This window comes from Paracidovorax citrulli (genome assembly GCF_900100305.1).
In the GTDB taxonomy this organism is placed as follows: Bacteria; Pseudomonadota; Gammaproteobacteria; order Burkholderiales; family Burkholderiaceae_C; genus Paracidovorax; species Paracidovorax citrulli.
On the sequence record NZ_FNEY01000005.1, the window covers coordinates 135,342 to 159,426 of the forward strand.

Sequence of the window (24,085 nt, forward strand, 5' to 3'; positions counted from 1 at the left end):
CGCCGCGGAGCGAAACCGTGTGTGATGGACCCAGATCCGCACACAGGCCCCGTCCATGTACCTTCCAGCCGACCGCACCGCCCGCTCCCGCGACGCCGAGCCCCGCCCCGCTCCGCCGGAGCGACTTCCCGGCGGCCTGCGCTACGTCCACCCCGACACCCTGCCGGGACTCACTCGCGTGCTGCGCGGCAAGCACTTCAAATTCCGCACGCCCGACGGGCAGTGGGTGACGGACGAGGAAGAGATCGCCCGCATCCGCAAGCTGGCGATTCCGCCTGCCTACACGAATGTCTGGATCTGCCCGCTGCCCGAAGGCCACCTGCAGGCCACCGGGCTGGATGCGCGCGGACGCCGGCAGTACCGCTACCACCCCGAATGGCGCCAGCAGCGCGACGAGGCCAAGTTCGAGCGCATGCAGGCCTTCGGCCGGGCCCTGCCGCGCATCCGCGCCCGCGTGGCGCGCGACCTCCGCCCCCGGCGCGGCGAGCCCGCGCTCTCGCGCACGGTGGTGCTGGCGACCATCGTCCGGCTCCTGGACACGACCTTCCTGCGCGTGGGCAACGAGGAGTACGCGGCCGCCAACCGCTCCTACGGCCTCACCACGCTGCGCAACCGGCATGCGGGCGTGCGCGGCAGCAGGCTCACCCTGCGCTTTCGCGGCAAGAGCGGCGTGGAGCAGCAGGCGACCGTGGACGACCCGCGCGTGGCCCGCGTGGTGCGCCGGTGCCAGCAGCTGCCGGGGCAGGAGTTGTTCCAGTACGAGGACGAAGACGGCACACGGCACACCGTGGGCTCCGGCGACGTGAACGACTACCTGCACGAGATCGCGGGCACGGACGAGGGAGCGCCGGGTGGCGGCATGCGCTTCACCGCCAAGGATTTCCGGACCTGGCACGGCACGGCCCAGGCCCTGGAGCTCACGCGCATCGCCTGCACGCAGCCCGAGGGCGCCCCGGTCGCGACCGCCAAGCACATCCTGGCGGAAGTGGCGCGCCAACTGGGCAACACCCCGGCGGTCTGCAAGAAGTCCTACATCCATCCCGCCGTGCTGGAACTCGGTTCACGGCTCGCGTCGGACGCCGGCCCTGGCATGCAGGCGGTGTGGCAGCGCATGGGCGAGCGCGCCACCGGGGCCCGGGGCCTCAGCGCCGTGGAGCGCCGGCTGATGGCCTTCCTGCAGGACACCGCCCGTGCCCGGGCGCGCGCCGAAAGAAAAGCCCGCGCCGCCGGGCCTGCCCTGCCGGCCCGGCGCGCCCGCCGCAAGGCGGCGGCCTGAGCGGCTGCCGCGTCAGCGGCCCACCATGTTGCCGGGCACCACCCACTGGTCGAACTGCTCGCCCGTCACGTGGCCCGACGCCACGGCCGCCTCGCGCAGCGAGGTGCCTTCCTTGTGGGCCTTCTTGGCGATGAAGGCCGCCTTGTCGTAGCCGATGTGGGTATTGAGCGCCGTCACCAGCATCAGGGAACGCTCCACCAGCTCGCCGATGCGCTCGCGGTTGGGCTCGATGCCCACGGCGCAGTGGTCGTTGAAGCTCACCATGCCGTCGGCGAGCAGGCGCACGCTCTGCAGGAAGTTGTGGGCCACCATCGGGCGGAACACGTTCAGCTCGAAATTGCCGGAGGCGCCGCCGATGTTGATGGCCACGTCGTTGCCGAAGACCTGCGCCGCCAGCATGGTGACGGCCTCGCTTTGCGTGGGGTTCACCTTGCCGGGCATGATCGACGAGCCCGGTTCGTTCTCGGGAATCGTGATCTCCCCGATGCCGCTGCGCGGGCCGCTCGCCAGCCAGCGCACGTCGTTGGCGATCTTCATCATGCTGGCCGCCAGCGTCTTGAGCGCGCCATGGGCATGCACCAGCGCGTCGCACGAGGCGAGCGACTCGAACTTGTTGGGCGAGGTGACGAAAGGCAGCCCCGTCAGCCGGGCCAGTTCCTTCGCCACGCCCTCGGCGTAGCCCCTGGGCGCATTCAGCCCAGTGCCCACGGCGGTGCCGCCCAGCGCCAGTTCGCAGAGATGGGGCAGCGCGTCGCACACGTGCTTTTCGCCGTGCGCCAACTGGGCCACCCAGCCGGAGATTTCCTGGCCGAGCGTGAGAGGGGTCGCGTCCTGCAGGTGCGTGCGCCCGATCTTCACGATACCGTCGAACTCCGCCGCCTTCTTCTCCAGGGTGGCGCGCAGCTTCGCGATGGCGGGCAGCAGTCGGTGGGTGAGCGCCTCCACGGCCGCCACGTGCATGGCCGTGGGGAACACGTCGTTGCTGGACTGGCTGCGGTTCACGTCGTCGTTGGGATGGACCGCCCGGCCCTCGCCGCGCTCGCCGCCGAGGATTTCGCTCGCCCGGTTGGCCAGCACCTCGTTCATGTTCATGTTGGTCTGCGTGCCCGAGCCGGTCTGCCAGACGACGAGCGGGAACTCGTCCGGATGCCGGCCGGCGGCCACCTCGTCGGCCGCGGCGATGATGGCCTCGGTCTTCCTGGCGTCCTGCAGGCCCAGGGCGTGGTTCACGCTGGCCGAGGCACGCTTGACCAGGGCCAGGGCATGGAGGATCTCGCGCGGCTGGCGCTCGCCGGAGATGTCGAAGTTCTGCAGCGAGCGCTGCGTCTGCGCGCCCCAGAGCCGGTGGGCCGGGACCTCGATGGGGCCGAAAGTATCGCGTTCCGTACGGGTGGTCATGGATGAATTTCCGCTGGATGGAAGGTGTGACGACTGGTGCATGCCCTGCGGATGCGCCCCGGCAACGGCTGGCGCGTTCTCTTCGGGGCCGCGCTGGCGAGGAAGCCTCGTCCTGCAGCATAAGCCACTGGAACGATTCTCATCCCGCACCGCCCGCCAAACCCCCAGGTCGGCAAGGCCTGTAACCAATAGATACACTACGGCGCTGCGCCGCGATGGGCGGTCGCCTCCACCATGTCCGCTACTTCCAATTTCGCCCTGACCGCCTTCATGCCGTCGCACTACGATCCGATGGTGGTGGCGGCGTCGTTCGCCATCGCGGTGCTGGCCAGCTACGTCACGCTGGATCTGGCGCGCCGCGTGCATGTGTCGCAGCGGCACATCGGCCTGGTCTGGTGGGCCGCAGGCTCGGTGGTGATGGGCACGGGCATCTGGGCCATGCACTTTTTGGGCATGCAGGCATTCCAGCTGCCCATCGCGCTGGGATTTTCCGGCGGCCTCACCCTGCTGTCCTGGCTGGCGGCGGTGCTGGCTTCGGCACTGGCGCTGGGGATGGCCAGCCTGCCGCGGTTCGGCCGGTGGCAGATCCTCTTCGGCGCCGTATGCATGGGCAGCGGTATCAGCGGCATGCACTACATCGGCATGAAAGCCATGAAGATGTCCATCGACATCGTGTGGGATCCCGTGCTGGTGGCGCTGTCGGTCGCAGTGGCGTTTTTCGCCTCGGCCACGGCGCTGCGCATCTTCCAGTGGCTGATCCACGTACGGCAGGACCGGCGCAGGGCGTGGTACCAGGCGGCTGCGGCGCTGATCATGGGCATCGCGATCTGCGGCATGCACTACACGGGCATGGCTGCGGCGTCGTTCCCCGAAGGCTCGATCTGCCTGAGCGCCGACGGCCTCGGCGGACCGGGCCTGACGGCCATGGTATTGCTGTCGTCCGGCATGCTGCTGCTGAGCACGCTGTTCACCGCCGTGCTGGACGCGCGCCTGCAGAGCACGGCCCGGCAACTCAACGCCTCCCTGCAGGAGAGCAATGCGCGCCTCACCGAAGCCAATGCCCAGCTGCAGAAGCAGGCCTTCGCGGACCCCCTGACCCTGCTGCCCAACCGGCTACTGTTCGAGGACCGCCTGTCCCACGCCCTGCTGCGCCTGGACCGCATGCGGCGCCGCGATGCCGGCCAGCGTCTGGGCGTGATGTTCGTGGACCTGGACGGCTTCAAGCCCATCAACGACTCCTTCGGCCATGCGGCGGGGGACGCCATCCTGCGCAGCGCCGCGGAGCGCCTGCGGCTGCAGGCCCGCGAGAGCGACACGGTGGCCCGCGTGGGCGGCGACGAATTCCTGCTCCTGCTGGAAAACGTGAACGACCCGGCCGACTGCCTCGCGGTGGCGAACCGGCTGCTCAATTCCCTGGGCCAGCCGTTCGAGGTGGCGGGCAAGACCGTGCAGATCGCCTGCTCCGTCGGCATCGTGGTGTATCCGGACCACGGCGAGCGCGACAAGCTCGTCGCGAACGCCGACGCCGCCATGTATGCCGCCAAGCGGGCCGGCGGCAACGGCTATGCGATGTTCGAGTCGCACATGGACTCCGACGCCACGGCCCAGCTGTCGCTTCAGCACGACCTGCGGCAGGCGATAGCCCGCGGAGAACTGTCGCTGCACTACCAGCCCAAGATCGACGCCCGGCGCGGCCGCATCAACGGCGTGGAGGCCCTGCTGCGCTGGCGGCATCCCCTGCGGGGCAACGTCAGTCCGGCCGAGTTCATTCCCGTGGCCGAGCGCTTCGGGCTCATCGCGCAGCTCGGCAACTGGGTGATCGAGGAGGCCTGCAGGCAGATGGCCGCGTGGAGCTGGGACGGGCTGCGCATGCGCGTGGCCATCAACCTCTCGGCCTACCAACTGCGCGAAAGCGGTCTTGCCGACCGCATCCGCGACGCCCTGCAGCGGCACGGCGTGCCGGCCTCGCACCTGCTGTGCGAGATCACCGAATCGGTGGCGATGGAAGACACGCGTGCCACCCAGCGGGCTATCGAGGAACTGGGCCGCATCGGCGTGTACCTGTCCATCGACGACTTCGGCACGGGCTATTCCAGCCTGCACTACCTGCGCAGCCTGCCGGCGCGCCAGCTCAAGATCGACCGCAGCTTCGTGCGCGACCTGGAGGAGCAGGAAGACGCACGCGCCGTGGTGGACGCCGTGGTGCGGCTGGCGCACGCCCTGGGCCTGCGCGTCGTGGCCGAAGGCGTGGAAACGGAAGGCCAGCGCGACATCCTGGCGGCCATGCACTGCGACGAACTGCAGGGCTTCTACTTCGCCCGGCCCATGCCGGCCGACACCCTGCTCGCCTGGGCCGTGGGCGACAAGCCCGAGGGCGCGGCGGATTTCAGCCCGTCCATCATCGACCTGCAGGCGCTCGACCCCTCAGTGGACGCACCGGCCTGATGTTCCACGGTCGGCAAGCACCTCGCCGGGGCGCGGCGCGATAATCATGGCCGTCAGTCCTACCTACAACGCATCCCCACCATGAGCACCACCATCCGGTACCACGACCTCGTGGAATCCGTCGCCGCGTCCCTGCAGTACATCAGCTACTACCACCCCGCCGACTTCATCGCCCACCTGGCCCGCGCCTACGAGCGCGAGCAGAGCCCGGCGGCCAGGGACGCGATGGCGCAGATCCTCACCAACAGCAAGATGAGCGCCACCGGCCAGCGCCCCATCTGCCAGGACACCGGCATCGTCAACGTGTTCCTGAAGATCGGCATGGACGTGCGCTGGGAGGGCTTCCCGGCCGGCCAGGGCCTGGAGGACGCCGTCAACGAAGGCGTGCGCCGCGGCTACAACCATCCCGACAACACGCTGCGCGCGAGCGTCGTGGCCGATCCGCAGTTCCTGCGCAAGAACACGAAGGACAACACCCCTGCCGTGATCTTCACGCAGATCGTGCCCGGCAACACCGTGGACATCACCGTCGCGGCCAAGGGCGGCGGCAGCGAGAACAAGTCCAAGATGGTCATGATGAACCCCAGCGACAACCTGGTGGACTGGGTGCTCAAGACCGTGCCCACCATGGGCGCCGGCTGGTGCCCTCCGGGTATGCTGGGCATCGGCATCGGCGGCACGGCGGAGAAGGCCGTCCTGCTGGCCAAGGAAAGCCTGATGGACGACCTGAACATGTACGAGCTGCAGGCCAAGGCCGCGCGCGGCGAGAAGCTCGACCAGGTGGAGGAGTTGCGCCTGGAGCTGTTCGACAAGGTCAACGCCCTGGGCATCGGCGCGCAGGGCCTGGGCGGCCTCACCACCGTGCTGGACATCAAGATCAAGATGTATCCCACGCATGCGGCCTCCAAGCCGGTCGCCATGATCCCGAACTGCGCCGCCACGCGCCATGCGCACTTCGTGCTGGACGGCTCCGGCCCCGTGTACCTGGAGGCACCGTCGCTGGACCTGTGGCCGAAGATCGACTGGGCCCCCGACTACAACAAGAGCCGCCGCGTCAGCCTCGATACGCTGACCAGGGAGGAGGTGGCCAGCTGGAAGCCCGGCGACACGCTGCTGCTCAACGGCAAGATGCTCACCGGCCGCGACGCCGCGCACAAGCGCATCCAGGACATGCTGGCCAAGGGCGAGCCGCTGCCCGTGGACTTCACCAACCGCGTGATCTACTACGTCGGCCCGGTCGATCCGGTGCGCGACGAGGCCGTAGGCCCCGCCGGCCCGACCACGGCGACACGCATGGACAAGTTCACCGACATGATGCTCGCGCAGACCGGCCTGATCGCGATGATCGGCAAGTCCGAGCGCGGCCCCGTCGCCATCGAGGCGATCAAGAAGCACCAGTCGGCCTACCTGATGGCCGTGGGCGGCGCCGCCTACCTGGTCAGCAAAGCCATCAAGACCGCGAAGGTGGTCGGCTTCGAAGACCTGGGGATGGAAGCGATCTACGAATTCGACGTGGTGGACATGCCCGTGACGGTGGCCGTGGACGCCGGCGGCACCAGCGCCCACATCACGGGCCCGGCCGAATGGCAGAAGCGCATCGCCACTGGCGAGTTCAAGTCCATCGACGTCGTGGCGGCCTGACGCGCGTGCGCGCTCCGGCGCGCCCTGCACTACCATTCGGGGCCCGCGGCGCACACAGGGCGCGCCGCAGGCCCCTTTCACATTCGCCCCTCCGACATGACATCAGCCACGCAGCGCCCCATCGGCGTGTTCGACAGCGGCGTCGGCGGCCTGAGCGTGCTGCGCGCGCTGCGTGCCGAACTGCCGCACGAGCGCTTCGTCTATCTGGCCGACAGCGGCAATGCGCCCTACGGCGAACGCGGCGATGCCTATGTGGCCGCGCGCACCCACGCCATCGCCGGGTATCTGCAGCGAACGCACGGCATCAAGGCCCTGGTCGTGGCCTGCAACACGGCGACCGCGGCCGCCATCCATGAAGTCCGCGCACGGCATGCCGACCTGCCGCTGGTAGGGGTGGAGCCCGCCCTCAAGCCCGCGCTGTCCCTGACGCGCACCGGCCGGGTGGGCGTGATCGGGACGCGCGGGACGTTGTCGAGCGCCAAGTTCCAGCGCCTGCGGGCATCGCTGCAAGGCCCCGTCGAGTTCGTGGTGCAGCCCTGCGACGGGCTGGCCCACGCCATCGAGCGCAGCACGGCCGACACCCTTCCCGACGATCCTGCGACGGCCGAGATCCGCGCGCTCTGCGCCCGGTACATGGCAGCGCTCGGTCCTTTCGGCGCCGCGCCCGGGGAGATCGACACGCTCGTGCTGGGCTGCACGCACTACCTCTTCGCCGAGGATGCGCTGCGAGCGCACACCGGCCCGCAGGTGCGCCTGGTGGAGACGGGCGAGCCCGTGGCGCGCCAGACGCGCCGGCTGCTCGAAGCGGCCGGCGCCCTGGCCGCGGCCACCGTTCCGGCCACGGGCACCACGAGCCTCTTCACGACAGGAGCCCTGCCCCTGCTGCAGGCGGCCGCACACCGCTGGCTGCAGTTGCCGGCATCGGCATGCGCCCTGGTCGAGGTACCTCAGGAAGCGGCCGGCGAATGGTTGGGAACGGGAACCTGAAACGGTTCCGGTAGCACCGTCAAAAGCCCGGCGTCGCTGCGGCCCAGGGCCTGCGGGACGGCTCCCAGCTCTCCTGTATCTCCCCCCGGCGCCCACGGCGGTTTCAGCGCACGGCCTACATGGCGCGGCCGCGGACTGTACGAGGCTGTGGAATTCGCGCGTGCCGTGCGCACGCAGCGCTTCCCCAGCCTTGTGACAGCCCCACGGAACCTCGATGGAACACAACGCCCAGCTCCCCCTCTCGCGGCGCGATCTGCTGATCGCCAGCGCTTCATCGGCGGCAGTATCCGCCGTGCCGGTTTCCGCGGCGAGCCCGCCGGATGCGGTTCCGGCCCCGGTCCATGCCACCGTCCGCCTGAACGTCAACGGCACGGCGCACGAACTCGACCTCGATACCCGCACCACCCTGCTGGACGCGCTGCGCGAGCATCTGCACCTCAACGGCACCAAGAAGGGCTGCGACCACGGCCAGTGCGGCGCCTGCACGGTGCTTGTGGACGGCCGCCGCGTGGTGTCGTGCCTGAGCCTGGCGGTGATGCACCAGGATGCCGGGGTGACCACGATCGAAGGCCTGGGCACGCCGGCCGCGCCGCACCCGCTGCAGACCGCCTTAGTGCGGCACGACGGCTACCAGTGCGGTTACTGCACACCAGGGCAGATCTGCTCGGCGGTCGGAGCCCTTGACGAGCTGCGCCGCGGCGCGCCCAGCCACGCCACCGCCGACATCGTGGCCCAGCCCCTGCTGTCGGCCGAGGAACTGCGCGAGCGCATGAGCGGCAACCTCTGCCGCTGCGGCGCCTATTCCAACATCGTGGATGCCATCACCGAAGTCGCGGAGGCTTGAGCCATGAAGCCCTTCAGCTACGAACGCGCGACCTCGCCCGCGCAGGCCGCCGCCGCCGTCGCCGCCCGTCCGGGGGCCAGGTTCATCGCCGGCGGCACCAACCTGCTGGACCTGATGAAGCTGCAGATCGAGACGCCGGCCCATCTGGTGGACGTGAACGGCACCGGCCTGGACACGGTGGAGCCCACGCCGCAGGGCGGGCTGCGCATCGGTGGGCTGGTGCGCAACAGCGACCTGGCGGCCCATCCGCGCGTGCGGCGCGACTACGGGGTGCTCACGCGCGCCCTGGTGGCGGGCGCGTCGGGCCAGTTGCGCAACATGGCCACCACGGGCGGCAACCTGCTGCAGCGCACGCGCTGCCCCTACTTCTACGACACCCACATGCCCTGCAACAAGCGCCAGCCGGGCAGCGGCTGCTCCGCCATCGGCGGCTTCAGCCGCCAGCTCGCGGTGATCGGTGGCAGCGAGGAGTGCATCGCCACCCATCCGAGCGACATGGCCGTGGCGCTGCGGGTGCTCGATGCCACGGTGGAAACCGTGCGCGCCGACGGCGCGACCCGCGTCATTCCCATCGCCGACTTCCACCGTCTGCCGGGCAACACCCCGCACATCGAGACCGCGCTGCAGCCGGACGAACTCATCACCGCGGTCACGCTGCCCGCGCCGGTGGGCGGCACCCACGTCTATCGCAAGGTGCGCGACCGGGCCTCCTACGCCTTCGCGCTGGTGTCGGTCGCGACCATCGTGCAGCCCGACGGCAGTGGCCGCGTGGCGCTGGGCGGCGTGGCCCCCAGGCCCTGGCGGGACGAGGCGGCAGAGGCCGCCATGCCCCGGGGCGCGCAGGCGGTGACGGAACGGCTGCTGGCCGGTGCCCGCCCCACCCACGAGAACGCCTTCAAGCTGCCCCTGGCCGAACGCACGCTGGCCGCAGCCCTTTCCCAGGCCCGGAGCTGACCGCCATGAAGTTCGACACCCCCGCCACCGCCAACCCCATCGACCAGCTCAAGGTCGTGGGCCAGCCGGTGAACCGCATCGACGGCCTGCGCAAGACCACCGGCACCGCGCCCTACGCCTACGAGAGGCACGACGTCGCGCCCGACGCAGCCTACGGCGTCGTCGTGGGATCGGCGATCGCGCACGGCACCATCCGCCACATCGACCTGGAGCGCGCCCGCCGTGCGCCCGGCGTGCTGGCCGTCGTCACCGCGCAGTCGGCGGGCAAGCTGGGCCAGGGCAGGATGAACACCGCGCCGCTGCTGGCGGGCCCGCAGATCGACCACTACCACCAGGCCGTGGCGCTGGTGGTGGCCGAGACCTTCGAACAGGCCCGCGCCGCCGCGCAGCTGGTGCGCGTGGACTACGACCGCCAGCCCGGCCGCTACGACCTGGCCGCCGCCAAGGACTCGGCCACGAAGCCCGAGGACATCAACGGCGATGCACCCGACACGGCGGTGGGCGACTTCGCGGGCGCCTTCGCCGCCGCCCCCGTTCAGGTCGATGCCACCTACACCACGCCCGACCAGTCGCACGCCATGATGGAGCCGCACGCCACCATCGCCGCCTGGAAGGGCGACCAGCTCACCGTCTGGACCTCCAACCAGATGATCGCCTGGGGCCAGGGCGAACTGGCGAAGACGCTGGGCATCCCGAAGGACAAGGTGCGGCTGGTGTCGCCCTTCATCGGCGGCGGCTTCGGCGGCAAGCTCTTCCTGCGCGCCGACGCCCTGCTGGCCGCCTTGGGCGCGCGTGCGGCGAAGCGCCCGGTCAAGGTGGCGCTGCAGCGTCCGATGATGATGAACAACACCACGCACCGGCCGGCCACCATCCAGCGCGTGCGCATCGGCGCCGACGCGCAGGGCAAGATCCTCGCGATCGGCCACGAGTGCTGGTCGGGCGACCTGCCCGGCGGCCAGGCCGACGGCGCCGTGGACCAGACCCGCAGGCTCTATGCGGGCGCGAACCGCATGACCGCCACGCGCCTGGCCGAACTGCACCTGCCCGAAGCCAATGCGATGCGCGCGCCCGGAGAAGCCACCGGCCACATGGCGCTGGAAGTCGCCATGGACGAGCTGGCCGAGAAGCTCGGCATCGACCCCGTGGAACTCCGCATCCGCAACGACACGCAGGTCGTGCCCGACACCACGGGAGAAAAAGGCGGCGACAAAGGCGACGGCAAGCGCCCCGAAAAGCGCTTCTCGCAGCGCCGGCTGGTGGAGTGCCTGCGCCTGGGCGCCGAACGCTTCGGCTGGAATGCGCGCAACCCGCTGCCCGCGCAGCGCCGCGAGGGCCGCTGGTGGGTGGGCCTGGGTATGGCGTCGGCCTACCGCGGCGCGCCCGTCATGAAGTCCGCCGCCCGCGTGCGGCTGGATGGCGAGGGCCGCATCCTGGTGGAAACCGACATGACGGACATCGGCACCGGCAGCTACACCATCATCGCCCAGACCGCGGCCGAGATGATGGGCGTGCCGCTCTCGCGCGTCGCGGTGCGGCTGGGCGACTCCGACTTTCCCGTCTCGGCCGGCTCGGGCGGACAGTGGGGCGCGGCCAGCTCCACTTCGGGCGTCTATGCCGCGTGCGTGAAACTGCGCGAGGCCGTCGCCAAGAAACTGGGCCTGGACCCGGCCACGGCCCAGTTCGCCGACGGGCAGGTGTCAGCGGGAGGGCGCAGCGTGGCACTCGCCGATGCCGCCCGCGATGGCGAGCCGGAGGCGGAGGACACCATCGAATTCGGCGTGCTGGAGAAGGAAACCCAGCAGTCCACCTTCGGCGCGCATTTCGTCGAGGTCGCCGTGGACGCGTTCACCGCCGAGGTGCGCATCCGCCGCATGCTGGCCGTGTGCGCGGCGGGCCGCATCCTGAATCCCAAATCGGCGCACAGCCAGGTGATCGGCGCCATGACCATGGGCGTGGGCAGCGCGCTGATGGAGGAACTCGCGGTGGACACCCGCCTGGGCTTCTTCGTGAACCACGACCTGGCCGGCTACGAGGTGCCGGTGCATGCCGACATCCCGCACCAGGAGGTGGTCTTCCTCGACGAGACCGACCCGCGCGCCTCGCCCATGAAGGCCAAGGGTGTGGGCGAGCTGGGTATCTGCGGCGTGAGCGCGGCCATCGCCAACGCGATCTACAACGCGACCGGGGTGCGCGTGCGGGACTATCCCATCACGCTCGACAAACTGATCGCCGGGATGCCGCGCACGGCGGTGTAGGCACGGTTGCGGCCCCGGCCGTCAGTCCTGCCAGAGCGGCTCGCCACCGCGCTCCAGGTGGGTGAGGTACACGCGCGTGTCGAACTCGTACTGGTGGTAGCGCGACTCCATGGATTCGCAGAGCTGGTAGAACGCCTTGCCGTGGTCCTTCTCGCGCAGGTGCGCCAGCTCGTGCACGACGATCATGCGCAGGAACTCCTCGGGCACGCGCTTGAACACCGATGCCACGCGGATTTCGTGGCGGGCTGCCAGGCGGCCGCCCTGCACCCGCGACGAGGCCGTGTGCAGCCCCAGCGCATGCCGCACCACGTGGATCTTGCTGTCGAAGACCACCTTGTTCAAGGGCGCGGCATGGCGCAGGTGGCGCGCCTTCAGGTCGGCCGCATAGCGGTAGAGGGACTTGTCGTCACGCACCGCATGGGCCTGGGGGTAGCGCCGCAGCAGCAGCCCGCCAAGCCCGTCGCCGTCCGCGAGGGCTGCGACCTGCGCGCGCAGCGGCTCGGGATAGCCTTGCAGGTAGGGCAGCAACGGATCGGCGCCGGACGGCCGGACGCTCAATGCAGGTGGCGGGGCCTCCGGCCACCGCCGCCGCCGTGGCCGCCGGAACCGGGGCCGCCCCCCGTGCCGCGCGGGGGCTTGCCGATCTCCAGCGAATTCACCAGGGCATCGAAGCGCTGCGAGAACAGCTTGTCGATCTCCGATACCACGCCGCCCAGTTCGGCGCCGTCGAAATGGCGCTCCATCAGGTGCACCACGTCCTGCACCAGCAGATCGCGCTGCACCTGCATGATGGCCGCGGGCGTCGGGCCCACGAAGAGCATGACGAAATCATCGCGCGCCTCGGTGCCGTCGTCTTCCTCGTCCTCGTCGAACTCCGTGTCGTAGAACGTCACCTCGATGGCCGCGCCCTGCTCCGAAAGTTCGTTCAGGCTCATGCACATCTCGTCCAGCGACTGGCGGAAATCCTCGTCGCCATGCACCGTCCAGCAGATGTTCAGCACGTGCTCCTTGGCATCGAACTCGATGCCCGGCTCTTCCTCGTACGCGCTCGCCGCACCGTCGGCCAGCGAACGGGCGCCCGCGTACTTCCAGAGCGGCTTGAGCGCGTCCTGCAGCTGCTCGAACGTGGTGTCGGCACGCATCTGCACCTGGCCGTGGACATGGATTTCAAAAGGAGCGTTGTAACTTGACATGATCGAATCGTAGTGGTGCCCCGAGCCGGGATCGAACCGGCACGCCCCTTCGCAGGAAGCGGCGGATTTTAAGTCCGCAGTGTCTACCAATTTCACCATCGGGGCGCCGGCTGCGCCGCCCGGGCTCCGCACTGCAGCGTACCCCCGGAGCGGGGTGAGTGCAATGTCCGCATGGCCTCCCGGGGGACAGTCAGGCGATGCCTGCCTGCGCGGCAAAGTGAAAAGGGAAGCCGCAGCTTCCCTTGTATCGACCGAAATGGGTGCCGTGCGTTCCGGCAGTTGCGCCGCGGCCGCAGGGCACCTGCCACCGGCCGTGGAAACCATCCATTATGTACCAAGTCGGGAAAAGCCCCCTTCCGGGGGCGGCACCCGTTCCCGGGGACGGCTCAGGCCTCTTCGTACTCGATGGCGAAATCGCTGTCCGCCACGCCGAGGCGGATGCGGCGGATCGACTTCGAATCGACAGAGCTCTGCAGGAAGCGCATCGCCAGCCGCGGCAGCAGGTTCTGGGTGATGATTCCGTCCACCATCCGGGCGCCGGATTCCACCTCGGTGCAGCGCTGGCGAATGAGCTGCACGGCCGCATCGTCGATGTCCAGCACGGCGCCGTGGCGCTCGGCGATGCGCGTCTGGATGCGCTGCAGCTGCAGGCGGATGATCTGCTCGAGCATCGCGTCCGAGATCGGGTAGTACGGCACCACCACCAGCCGGCCCAGCAGCGCGGCCGGGAATTTCTCCAGCAGCGGCTTGCGCACCGCCTGGGCCAGTGCCTCGGGCTGGGGCGCCAGCTCCGGATCCCGGCACATGCCGGCGATCAGCTCCGAGCCCACGTTGGAAGTCAGGATGATGACCGTGTTCTTGAAATCGATGTAGCGCCCCTCGCCGTCTTCCATCCAGCCCTTGTCGAACACCTGGAAGAACAGCTCGTGCACGTCCGGGTGGGCCTTCTCGATCTCGTCGAGCAGCACCACGCTGTAGGGGCGGCGGCGCACGGCCTCGGTCAGCACGCCGCCTTCGCCGTAGCCCACGTAGCCGGGCGGCGCGCCCTTGAGCGTGGAGACCGTGTGGGCCTCCTGGTATTCGCTCATGTTGATGGTGATGAGGTTCTGCTCGCCACCGTACAGCGCCTCGGCCAGCGACAGCGCGGTCTCCGTCTTGCCGACGCCCGAGGGCCCGGCCAGCAGGAACACGCCGATGGGCTTGCCGGGGTTGTCCAGCTGGGCACGCGCGGTCTGGATGCGGCGCGTGATCGCCTCCAGGCCGTGGCGCTGGCCGATCACCCGCTTCTCCAGCGTATCGGCGAGCGTCAGCACGGACTGCACCTCGTCGCGCACCATGCGGCCCACGGGGATGCCCGTCCATTCGGCCACCACCGCAGCCACCACGCTCGCATCCACGACGGGCTGCAGCAGCGGATCTTCGCCCTGCAGGCGCGCCAGGTCCTGGCGCAGCGCAGCCAGCGCCTCGGGAGTGGCGACGCCCGGGGACACCGCCGCGCCCTGTGCCGTACCGGCGGCAGCCGCCCCGCCGCTGCCGGCTTCTCCGGAGGCCTCCGATGCATGGGCCGGCGCGGTTGCCGGGGCAGGCGCCTGCGCCGCCCCGGCTGCCCCGGGCTTGCCGGCCGGCTTCAGCAACGCCGCCTCCGCGTCCACGATCTGCTGCACCAGCACCTTCTCGCGTTCGAACCGCTCCTGCAATTCGGCCTTTTCGGCCAGCAGGCGCTCGATCGCGGTGCCGATGTCGGCGAAGCGGCCGGCGTCGCCCACGCCCAGGCCCAGCTCGCGCTGCACGATGTCCTTCTCGACCTCGAGCGCCTCCAGCTGACGCACCACCGACTCCAGCCGCGCCGGCGTCGCGTGCAGGCCCAGCGCCACGCGCGAGCACGCGGTGTCCAGCAGGCTCACGGCCTTGTCGGGCAGCTGGCGCGACGGGATGTAGCGGTGCGACAGCGTCACCGCCGCAGCCACGGCGTCCTCGCCGATACGCACCTTGTGATGGCCTTCCAGCTTCGCGGCCACGCCGCGCAGCATGTGCACCGCCTTGGCCTCGTCCGGCTCGTGGATCTGCACGAGCTGGAAGCGCCGGGTGAGCGCCGGGTCCTTCTCGATGTATTTCTTGTACTCGGCCCAGGTGGTGGCGCCGATGGTGCGCAGCACGCCGCGCGCCAGCGCCGGCTTGAGCAGGTTGGCGGCATCGCCCGTGCCTGCCTGCCCGCCCGCGCCGACGAGCGTGTGCACCTCGTCGATGAACAGCACGATCGGCACCGTGCTGGCCTGCACCTCGTCGAGCAGCGAGCGCAGGCGGTTCTCGAACTCGCCCTTCATGCTCGCGCCGGCCTGCAGCAGGCCGATGTCCACCACGCGCAGTTGCACGTCCTTGAGCGGTGGCGGCACGTCGCCCGCCGCGATGCGCAGCGCGAGGCCTTCCACCACCGCCGTCTTGCCCACGCCGGCCTCGCCGACCAGGATGGGGTTGTTCTGACGCCGGCGCATGAGGATGTCCACCATCTGGCGCACTTCCTCGTCGCGGCCGGTGACCGGGTCGAGTTCCTGCAGGCGCGCGCGCTCCGTCAGGTCCACCGTGTAACGCTTCAGGGCCTCGCCGGGCCCGGCCGCCTCGGCAGTGGCGCCGCTCGCCTCGCCGGGCACGCCGCCCAGGCCGCTGCCGTCCGCGGCCTTCAGGCGCGATTCCGGCGAATCCGGCAGCACGCGGCCGAACACCTCGCTCAGGGCAGGCTCGCCCAGCTTGTTGAATTCCCCCGAAATCGCGCGCAGCTCGTTGGCCAGCACGCGCGTGCGCAGCATGCCCGAGAGCCAGTAGGCGCTGCGGATCTGCGATTCGCCGTACATCAGCGTGGCGTACACCCAGCCGCGTTCGATCGAGGATTCGATCTGCGCCGAGAAATCGCTGATCGACGTGGCGCCGCGCGGCAGCCGGTCCAGGCTCTGCAGCACGTCGGTGGCGAGCCGGTCGGAATCCACCGCGAAGTGGCGCAGCAGCCGGATCAGGTCGGAATCCGTCTCCTGCAGCAGCTGGTGCAGCCAGTGCACCAGCTCCACGTAGGGATTGCCGCGCAGCTTGCAGAACACGGTCGCGCTTTCCAGCGACTTGAAGAGCAGGGGATTGAGCTTGCCGAAAAGGGCTTGCCGGCTGATTTCAGACATGGGACCTCGCGGATGGAAATGGAAATCGGTGAAGGAATGAACAAAGAAGGAAACACGCCACGGTGCCGCACGCTAGGACGCTTCGGCCGCCGGGACGGGCCCGGCCCGCGATCCCGCACCGGCATCCGCGCGGGCCCGCCTGCGCGATGCCAGCCACAGTTCGGGGTCCAGCCGGAAATCGTCCGGATCGCGCTGCGCGGGACCGGAGAAGGACCACGTCGTCCATCCCAGCCGGACGCTGCCGCCGAGCTGGCAGGGCGGGACATCCTCGCGGCGCAGGATCAGCTCGTAATCCCATGCGAACTCGATGCCGACGTAGTTGCGCACCCAGTCCACCAGCGCCCGGAAGTCTTCGCCGCCCGGCAGGAAGCGTTCGTACTGCGCGAGCGGCAGCGGGCCGATGCGCAGCCGGAACTTGCCCTGCGCGTCGGGCACCCGGCTGCCCACCACCGTGTCCACGCCCAGGCGCGCGTTGCGCGGCACGCGCGACAGCGTGGTCTGCTGCTCCGGATCCAGCTCCAGGTAATGCAGCGTGAACTCGACCAGTTCCACGGGCACTTCGAAGAAGATCCGCAGGGCCGACACCAGGCCTTCGGGATTGCGGGTCCAGCGCGTCCAGTGGCCCGCCAGGTACTGCTTGGCATGGTCCGGTACGGTGTCGCGGTCGCGCTGGGACGCCTCGCCATAGCCGATCAGGCTGCGCAGGTGGCGCCCGAACAGGTCGCTGTCCGGACGGTCGAGCGAGGTCACTGGCTGCGTGTCGGACCACGCCCGGAAGAACAGCAGCAGCAGCCGGTGGTGGAAGATGTCGGAGAAGCGCGCGATCGTCGGGTCGTCGTGCTGCCGCAGCCGCTCGCGCACGTACTCGGTCAAGTGCGTGGGCAGCGGCCCGTTGGGGCCATAGAGGCCGAAGTTCCAGACCGTGAGGCGCTCGGGCTGGCCGGCCGTGGCCGGCAGCACCTCGGCGAGGGTCGCGGGCGCGAAGGCCAGCGACGGGTCCTGGCCCAGGCGCAGCGGCTCGTCCCGCGGGCGCAGGGCCTTGCCGAAGCGCGGATGGCCGCGGCTGCGCGCCTGCAGCACGCGCAGCGCGAAGAACAGGTCGAACGGATGCGGATCGCGCCGCAGGCGCTGCCAGAACCCCGACGCATCCAGGCCGGCATCCGGCGCCGGCCCCTGCCCCGGTCGCGGTCCCGCCTCCGGCATTGCGGAGTCCTCCTGCGCGGGCACACGGTCGCTCATGCCGCGGGCCTCTGGCCGGGGCGCACCTTCCAGCGCGCTACCGCCCCCCGCTGCCGCGACCGCAGCGACAGTTCGGTATAGCTGTTGACACCCACATGGCGGGCGAAGAAGCGCTCCAGGATCGACGCGAGGGGCCAGGGGCTCACGCCCGCGAGCGGCCCTTCGTCCACGCCCAGGGTGATGCCCACGCCGCGGCCATAGACCAGTTGCCCGTGCTGGGGCAGCCGGCGCGTGACCGGCGCGATCGCCAGCGACCGGATCGCCGCGATCTGCCCGGACAGGTCGCGGTCCCCGTGGTCGATGTAGAGCCGCAGCAGATCGCGCAGCGTCGCCGCGCCCTCTTCCTCCGACAGGTCGCTCATCGCCAGGTAGTTGAGGGACAAGTGCGAGATCAGCCGCCAGGTCATCTCGTTCTCGGCGATGCTGGCCGTGGGCCGCGTCGGGCCGGCCACCGTGCGCACCGAGGCCACGGGCGCGGACTCCACCAGGCTGAAGTCGCTCTGCTCGCCCTTGCCCCCCATGAGCAGCGGCAGGTCGCGGTTGGTGCACAGCGTCCGCACGCTGAGCTGCTTGAGGTCGTCCGCGAACGGCGCTGCCCTCTGGTCCACCAGCGAGATGAAAACCTCGCTGCCCAGATACTGGGTGCGCGGCCCGAAACGCGTGGCATGCTCCGAGAACAGGCGCGGCTCCCTGCGCACGGCGAAATAGGCCTGTTCGCTCGCGCGCAGGCCGTGCACCGACGCGAAGAACGGCAGGAAATCCTGGTCCTTGAGCTGCCCCTCCCGGTGGCCTGTCACGCCGAGAATCGAATAGACCTCGAAATCGCGCGGCCGCGTCCGGTCCGGCACCACGTGGTATTCGCTGACGCCCGGGGACACGTGGATGCGGTCGGCCGGGCGTTCGAACAAATTGATCGCCGGCACGCAGTGCAGGAGAAATTTGTTGCGGTCCACCTGCGCTTCCAGCGTGGGCTGCGCGCGCCGCAGCAGCAGCGTGATGCCGACCTGCGGGCCCGGCACGCGGTCGAGCGCCTCCCGCAGCCCCCGGATCGAGAAAAAGCGGAACCGCGCGGGAAAGGCGAAATACTCGTGCAGCAGCCGGTGCCCCTGGAATGCCCGGTGGGTGTAGGGCAGCAGGGCCTGGGACTGCTCGTACCCCTCCGGCTGCACGGACTCCGCCGGCAACTGGGCCCAGACCCTGGATGCGTCCTGCGGATCGTGGACGATGACGCCCATGACGGACTCGTGGATCAGCTCCTGCAGGTGCGACGCCACGGCGTCCCCCGCGGAGATGTGCAGGTCGAGCCGGTCCATGCGCAGGTTGCGCCACTGCGCGGCGCCGCGCACCGACAGCGTGAAACGCAGATGGCCGGCAGCCTCTTCCGCCAGTCCGAAACGCGACAGCGGCAGGTCCAGCGGCGGCCCGCCCAGGCGGGCCTGCTGCAGATCGATGGGCCAGAGCGTGACCGCATGTCCGGTGCGGAAATCGCACGGCGTCTGGTCTTCCGCGGTCTTGCGCCCGCGGATCACGCTGCCGGCCTCCAGGGTGTAGCCTTCGACCAGGCTGCCCTCCGTGCCGCTGGGCTCCATCTGCACGACCACCATCGACGGCGTCGGGGCCAGGTAATGGGGACAGACCATCTCCAGGATGCGCTGCGAGAGACGCGGAAACTCCGCGTCCATCTTCATCTGGATGCGTGCCGTGAGGAAGCTGAAGCCCTCGAGCAGCCGCTCCACGTAGGGATCGGCCACCTCCAGCTCGCGCAGCGACAGCCGCCCGGCGACTTTCGGGAAGGCGGCAGCGAACTCCGCGCCCAGTTCGCGCAGGTAGCTCAGCTCCCGGTTGTAGTACTCGACCAGCCGCGGATTCATGTCAGAAAAGCTCCAGGCCGCGCACCGCGGCCGTCAGGCGGGCCCGCCCCGGGCGGCCCATTGCACGCAACCTCACCGCTGCTCGGACACGGACACCTGCCCGGTCTCCAGGTCGAGGCTGGTCTTGAGCAGCAGCTCCAGCGGATAGGGCGACGACCAGAACTGGCACCGGATTTCGAACTGCAGGGTGTTGTGGTGGTTGAACAGCTTGCTGGAAGGCGCCAGCGTCACGCTCAGGGTATGGGGCAGGATGCGGGGCTCGTGCTGGAGGATCGCCTTCAGGATGGCCGCTTCCACGTCCTTCCAGTCCAGCTCCGACAGCAGCTGGCCAGCCAGCGGCTTCATGCCGAAGTTCAGCACGGAGCGCTCGGCGTGGGGCAGGCCCTCGAAATCGATGTGCGACGACGCGTCCGACGCATTCAGCAGCCAGTTGAGATCGCGCAGCAGTGCCTGCCGCAGGCGCGGCTCGGTCACATAGACCGATTCGGCCCGCTCCGTGCGGCGGGAGGGCTCGTGGTCGGTCAGCCGGTCCAGCAGCGCCGGCTGCAGCCGGTCCTTGCCGTTGCCGTATTTCTCCCTGCTCTGCGTCGCCATGGACCGTCCGCTCCGCTCAGGCGGACAGCTTCACCCGCCGCACGTCGAGCAGCGCGGCATCGCCCTGGTCCGTGGCCCACACGCGCTGGCCCCAGCCCGTCGCCTGGTCGTCCCCCAGGTCGCGCCATTCGGTGGCGCGTGCCAGCCGGATCTCGTCGCGCTCGGCGGTTTCGGAGCCCGGATAGCGCGTGGGGATGAACCCATGCATCACGCCGCCGTTGTGCAGCGTGAGCTCGCAGGCCGACCAGACGAGATCGCGCAGGTCCTGCGGCTTCTCGAAGGCGATCTGCGACACGCTGGAAAACGGCACCCAGTAATAGCTGCCGTTGGCGTACAGCTCGCAGACCGGGCCCAGGCGCGCGTCGGAGTCGGCGATCCACTCGAACGCCTCGCCGTCGATCTCACCAGCCGAGGCCGGCGCCTGCTCGAACGCGGCGGCGCGCAGTTCCGCGGCCTGACCGGCACGCCCCTCGGCCAGGCACTGCAGGCCTTCCACCATCCATCCGAGCCATTCCGGGGGCTCGCCGACGATGTTGGGCGTGCGCTTGCCCGCGAACACGTCACGGCGCGCGACCTCGCACAGGATCACCTCCCGGTAGGCACGTGCCATGGCTTCCGCCTTGCGGTCCAGCTGGGCACAGATCTGCAGCTGGTCCAGCGCCTTCTGCCACTCCCCGTACACCGCCAGGACCTGGAAATAGAACACCCGCAGCGGCGCATCCTGCGGCTTGGCCCGGATCGCGTCCTTGAGCTCGGCCAGCTGGCGGTCCAGCGGGCGCTTGAAATCGAAATTCATGGATTGCATGCGGTGGTCCGCAAAAATAGTTATGGGTTCTCCGCTGGGGGAACCGGCGGCAGGGGCGCGCCCCGCCACGCCGCCCTGCCGCCAACGGGCGCGGCAGCAGGCTGCCGCGCGCCCCGAAGGGTCAGTTGCCCGCCTGCTTCACCGACGGCAGCTTCGACACCAGCCGCAGGGACACGGTCAGGCCTTCGAGCTGGTAGTGCGGGCGCAGGAAGAACTTGGACGTGTAGTAGCCCGGGTTGCCTTCCACTTCGGCCACCTGCACCTCGGCCGCGGCCAGCGGCTTGCGGGCCTTGGTTTCCTGCGAGGAGTTGGCCGGGTCGCCGTCCACGTAGTTCATGATCCAGTCGTTGAGCCAGCGCTCCATGTCGGAGCGCTCCTTGAACGAGCCGATCTTGTCGCGCACGATGCACTTGAGGTAGTGCGCGAAGCGGCAGCACGCGAACATGTAGGGCAGGCGCGCCGACAGGTTGGCGTTCGCCGTGGCGTCCGGATCGTAGTATTCGGCCGGCTTGTGCAGGGACTGCGCGCCGATGAAGGCGGCGACGTCGGAGTTCTTGCGGTGCACCAGCGGCATGAAGCCGTTCTTGGCCAATTCGGCCTCGCGCCGGTCGCTGATGGCGATCTCGGTCGGGCACTTCATGTCCACGCCGCCGTCGTCCGTCGGGAAGGTGTGCGCCGGCAGGTTGTCCACCGCGCCGCCGGACTCCACCCCGCGGATCGAGGTGCACCAGCCGTAGTACTTGAACGAGCGGTTGATGTTCACGGCCATCGCATAGGCGGAGTTCGCCCAGGCGTACTTGCTGTGGTCGCCGCCGGCCGTTTCCTCCTCGAAGTCGAACTCGTCCACCGGATTCGTCTTCGCGCCGTAAGGCAGGCGCGCGAGGAAGCGCGGCATCGCCAGGCCGATGTACTTCGAGTCGTCGGAATCGCGCAGGCTGCGCCACGCGGCATATTCGGTGTTGGTGAAGATCTTGGTCAGGTCGCGGGGGTTGGCCAGCTCCTGCCAGGAGTCCATCTGCATCATCGCGGGAGACGCGCCGGCGATGAACGGGCAGTGGGCGGCGGCGGACACCTTGGCCATCTCGCCGAGCAGTTCCACGTCCGGCGGGCTGTGGTCGAAATAGTAGTCGCCCACCAGGCACCCGAACGGCTCCCCGCCGAACTGGCCGTATTCCTCTTCGTACACCTTCTTGAAGATCGGGCTCTGGTCCCAGCCCACGCCCTTGAAGCGGCGCATGTTCCGGTGCAGCTCCTTCTTGGAGATGTTCATCACGCGGATCTTGAGCAGCTCGTCCACCTCGGTGTTGTGGACCAGGTGGTGCAAGCCGCGCCATGCGCCCTCGAGCTGCTGGAAATCGCTGTGGTGGATGATCAGGTTGATCTGCTCGGAGAGCTTGCGGTCGATCTCGGCGATGATGGCCTGGACGGTCTGGTATGCATCGTCCGACAGCGTGGCCGAGGCCGCCAGCGCCTGCTGCGCGAGCGTCTGCACGGCCGATTCGACCGCCTCGCGCGCCTGGTCGGTCTTGGGCTTGAATTCCTTCTGCAGCAGCGAGGTGAATTCGCTGCCCTCGAGCGTCTGGGTGCCCTGCACCGCGTCCAGAGAAGTCGTCGTGTTCATGCGGCTGTCCCTTTCACTGAGCGTCGTCGGTCTTCTCGGTCACGCCGCCGGCGGGCCGGTTGGGCATCGCGGCCAGCGATTTGAGCAGCGCCGGGTCCTTCAGCACCTTGCTGATCAGTTCCTCAGCGCCCTGCTTGCCGTCCATGTAGGACAGCAGGTTGTGCAGCTGGGTGCGGGCTTCCAGCAGGGAATTGAGCGCCCCCACCTTGCGCGCGATGGCGGCCGGGGAGAAGTCGTCCATGCTCTCGAACGTCAGATCGATGTGCAGGCGGCCATCGCCCGTCAGCGTGTTGGGCACGTTGAAGGACGCGCGCGGCTTGATCGACTTCATGCGCGCATCGAAGTTGTCGATGTCGATGTCGAGGAACTTGCGGTCCGCGATCTCCGGCAGGGGATCCACCGGCTTGCCGGAGAGGTCCGCCATCACGCCCATGACGAAGGGAATCTGCACCTTCTTCTCGGAGCCGTAGATCTCGACGTCGTATTCGATCTGAACGCGTGGGGCGCGATTGCGGGCAATGAACTTCTGACCGCTCTTGCCGGTCTTGCTTAAGGTCACCATAGTGAAATCTTCTCTCTCGTAAGGCTAAAAACAGAGATCGGCCGGCCTTCACCGCCTGTGCCTGGCGCACGGCGGGCCCTCCACCACCTCGTCCGGCAGCGTGCCTGCTGAACAAGTATCCAGCGGGCAACAAAATACCGCTGTTACATTTCGTTTTCCAAATCAGGATGGCGGATTTTGTCCTCCCGTGATCGTCTCGACCTGGCTGACGCTGTCTGGAGAAAGCTCCCTCAGGATGTCGAGGAAACTGAGGCCCATCAGCTTGGCCGCGCGGCGGATCAGCAGCGGCGCCGGATTGGTGGGCTCGGTGCGCTCCAGGAATTCGGCCACCAGCAGCAGTTGTGCCAGCGCGTCGTCGCGGGTCCTGATCCCTGCCGGCCTGGCGGCTACCCCGCCGGCATCGCCGGCCGCGACACCTCCCGCCGGAACGGCGCCGGCGCCAGGAACGGCCCCTTCCTCCGGCGATGCCGCGGCGGCATCGGCCATGCCGATGGGCGCATGCGGCACCAGGTCGTTCAGGACCACCAGCAGCGACTGGAACTGCTCCAGGTCCGGCACCTGCGTGCTTTCCAGCCGGTCGCGGAACGTCGTCTGCAGGCTGCGCAGCGCTTCGCTGGCCGTGCTCCAGGCCCGCAGCGACTCATCGCCCTGCTGCCATGCCTGCGCCAGCGCCACCCGCAACTGATCGAGCGATATCCGCAGGCCGCCCTCGGCGGTCGCCCCCCGCGCCACCGACTCCGCGTCCCGCACGCTGATGGTGCCGCCGGGCAGGCGCACGAAGTCCTGCTGGCGGAGGTCGCGCAGCTGGCCCGTGATCTCGTTGAGCGACGACACGGCGTTCATGCGCATGAAGTGGTCGCCATCCTCGGGCAGCGGATGCAGGCCGTCCCAGTAACGGGCGAACATCCAGGCCATCAGCTGCACGCCCTGCGACATGCCGCGCACGCCCTGGACGTTGGTCAGTGCCCGGCACAGCAAGGCCGCGACGCGCGCATCCTTCGTGCGGACGAGCAGCGCGCGCGCGCGGCGCTCCACGTCGCGCCAGTCCGGTGGCTCGGCGGGGATCACCGTGTCCCCGAACTGCTGCTCCGGCTTGCCGGTGGCCGCGGTCTCCAGGGCCAGGAACTCCGCGTCGTAGGTGAGATCCGGCCCGCAGGGCGGCGTGTCCGCCGTGGGTTCAAGAAGCTCTTCGATGTCGATCATGATGGGGTTGTCGGTTCAATGCGCCCCGCGCGT

18 protein-coding genes and 1 tRNA gene are annotated in these 24,085 nt (G+C 69.4%); 7 read left to right on the forward strand and 12 right to left on the reverse strand.

What is annotated here, in order from left to right; all coding sequences use genetic code 11:
• The first annotated feature begins 55 nt into the window (after positions 1-55).
• Positions 56-1,276, forward strand: coding sequence for a DNA topoisomerase IB (locus tag BLR99_RS05265; protein ID WP_011794632.1), 1,221 nt, complete (start codon positions 56-58; stop codon positions 1,274-1,276).
• Between the two features lie 12 nt (positions 1,277-1,288).
• Here BLR99_RS05265 and fumC read toward each other — a convergent pair whose 3' ends face one another.
• Positions 1,289-2,674, reverse strand: coding sequence for a class II fumarate hydratase (gene fumC / locus BLR99_RS05270; RefSeq protein WP_011794631.1), 1,386 nt, complete (start codon positions 2,672-2,674; stop codon positions 1,289-1,291).
• Positions 2,675-2,908: 234 nt separating this feature from the next.
• On the opposite strand from fumC, the gene BLR99_RS05275 reads away from it, so the two are divergent.
• The 6 genes from BLR99_RS05275 (at position 2,909) to paoC (ending at position 11,800) form a co-directional block, all read left to right on the forward strand.
• Positions 2,909-5,119, forward strand: coding sequence for a putative bifunctional diguanylate cyclase/phosphodiesterase (locus BLR99_RS05275; protein WP_017438498.1), 2,211 nt, complete (start codon positions 2,909-2,911; stop codon positions 5,117-5,119).
• A gap of 81 nt (positions 5,120-5,200) precedes the next feature.
• Complete coding sequence (locus BLR99_RS05280; RefSeq protein WP_011794629.1) at positions 5,201-6,760, forward strand: fumarate hydratase; 1,560 nt, start codon at positions 5,201-5,203, stop codon at positions 6,758-6,760.
• 96 nt (positions 6,761-6,856) lie between these two features.
• On the forward strand, positions 6,857-7,747 hold the full coding sequence (gene murI, locus BLR99_RS05285; protein WP_011794628.1) for a glutamate racemase: 891 nt from the start codon (positions 6,857-6,859) through the stop codon (positions 7,745-7,747).
• 214 nt (positions 7,748-7,961) lie between these two features.
• Positions 7,962-8,591 (forward strand): aldehyde dehydrogenase iron-sulfur subunit PaoA, encoded by a 630-nt coding sequence (paoA, locus tag BLR99_RS05290; protein ID WP_017440201.1) that lies wholly within the window; start codon positions 7,962-7,964, stop codon positions 8,589-8,591.
• Between the two features lie 3 nt (positions 8,592-8,594).
• Complete coding sequence (locus tag BLR99_RS05295) at positions 8,595-9,545, forward strand: FAD binding domain-containing protein (protein ID WP_011794627.1); 951 nt, start codon at positions 8,595-8,597, stop codon at positions 9,543-9,545.
• A gap of 5 nt (positions 9,546-9,550) precedes the next feature.
• Entirely contained in the window at positions 9,551-11,800 is a 2,250-nt protein-coding gene (paoC, locus tag BLR99_RS05300; RefSeq protein ID WP_048857799.1) for an aldehyde oxidoreductase molybdenum-binding subunit PaoC, read from the forward strand.
• A 21-nt stretch (positions 11,801-11,821) separates the two neighbouring features.
• Here paoC and BLR99_RS05305 read toward each other — a convergent pair whose 3' ends face one another.
• The 11 genes from BLR99_RS05305 to tssA all read right to left on the reverse strand — a co-directional run bounded on the left by BLR99_RS05305 (position 11,822) and on the right by tssA (position 24,052).
• The gene (locus BLR99_RS05305; RefSeq protein ID WP_228193864.1) at positions 11,822-12,358 is read right to left on the reverse strand and encodes a M48 metallopeptidase family protein; all 537 of its coding nucleotides are present in this window, start codon (positions 12,356-12,358) and stop codon (positions 11,822-11,824) included.
• Positions 12,355-12,993, reverse strand: coding sequence for a DUF6806 family protein (locus BLR99_RS05310; RefSeq protein WP_011794624.1), 639 nt, complete (start codon positions 12,991-12,993; stop codon positions 12,355-12,357). The genes BLR99_RS05305 and BLR99_RS05310 overlap by 4 nt, the downstream gene beginning before the upstream one ends.
• Before the next feature lie 13 nt (positions 12,994-13,006).
• Positions 13,007-13,098, reverse strand: a tRNA-Leu gene (locus tag BLR99_RS05315).
• Between the two features lie 281 nt (positions 13,099-13,379).
• Positions 13,380-16,157 (reverse strand): type VI secretion system ATPase TssH, encoded by a 2,778-nt coding sequence (gene tssH, locus BLR99_RS05320; protein ID WP_011794623.1) that lies wholly within the window; start codon positions 16,155-16,157, stop codon positions 13,380-13,382.
• A gap of 72 nt (positions 16,158-16,229) precedes the next feature.
• On the reverse strand, positions 16,230-17,396 hold the full coding sequence (tssG, locus tag BLR99_RS05325; RefSeq protein WP_011794622.1) for a type VI secretion system baseplate subunit TssG: 1,167 nt from the start codon (positions 17,394-17,396) through the stop codon (positions 16,230-16,232).
• On the reverse strand, positions 17,393-19,267 hold the full coding sequence (tssF, locus tag BLR99_RS05330) for a type VI secretion system baseplate subunit TssF (protein ID WP_011794621.1): 1,875 nt from the start codon (positions 19,265-19,267) through the stop codon (positions 17,393-17,395). Before tssF ends, tssG begins: the two co-directional genes overlap by 4 nt.
• 72 nt (positions 19,268-19,339) lie before the next feature.
• Positions 19,340-19,861: a type VI secretion system baseplate subunit TssE gene (gene tssE, locus BLR99_RS05335; protein ID WP_011794620.1), complete on the reverse strand. Its 522-nt coding sequence runs from the start codon at positions 19,859-19,861 to the stop codon at positions 19,340-19,342.
• 16 nt (positions 19,862-19,877) lie between these two features.
• Positions 19,878-20,666, reverse strand: a complete 789-nt coding sequence (locus BLR99_RS05340) for a type VI secretion system accessory protein TagJ (protein ID WP_017438650.1) — start codon at positions 20,664-20,666, stop codon at positions 19,878-19,880.
• A gap of 121 nt (positions 20,667-20,787) precedes the next feature.
• Positions 20,788-22,287, reverse strand: coding sequence for a type VI secretion system contractile sheath large subunit (tssC, locus tag BLR99_RS05345; RefSeq protein ID WP_011794618.1), 1,500 nt, complete (start codon positions 22,285-22,287; stop codon positions 20,788-20,790).
• A gap of 13 nt (positions 22,288-22,300) precedes the next feature.
• Positions 22,301-22,849: a type VI secretion system contractile sheath small subunit gene (gene tssB, locus BLR99_RS05350; RefSeq protein ID WP_011794617.1), complete on the reverse strand. Its 549-nt coding sequence runs from the start codon at positions 22,847-22,849 to the stop codon at positions 22,301-22,303.
• Between the two features lie 162 nt (positions 22,850-23,011).
• Positions 23,012-24,052 (reverse strand): type VI secretion system protein TssA, encoded by a 1,041-nt coding sequence (gene tssA, locus BLR99_RS05355; protein WP_011794616.1) that lies wholly within the window; start codon positions 24,050-24,052, stop codon positions 23,012-23,014.
• Positions 24,053-24,085: the final 33 nt, after the last annotated feature.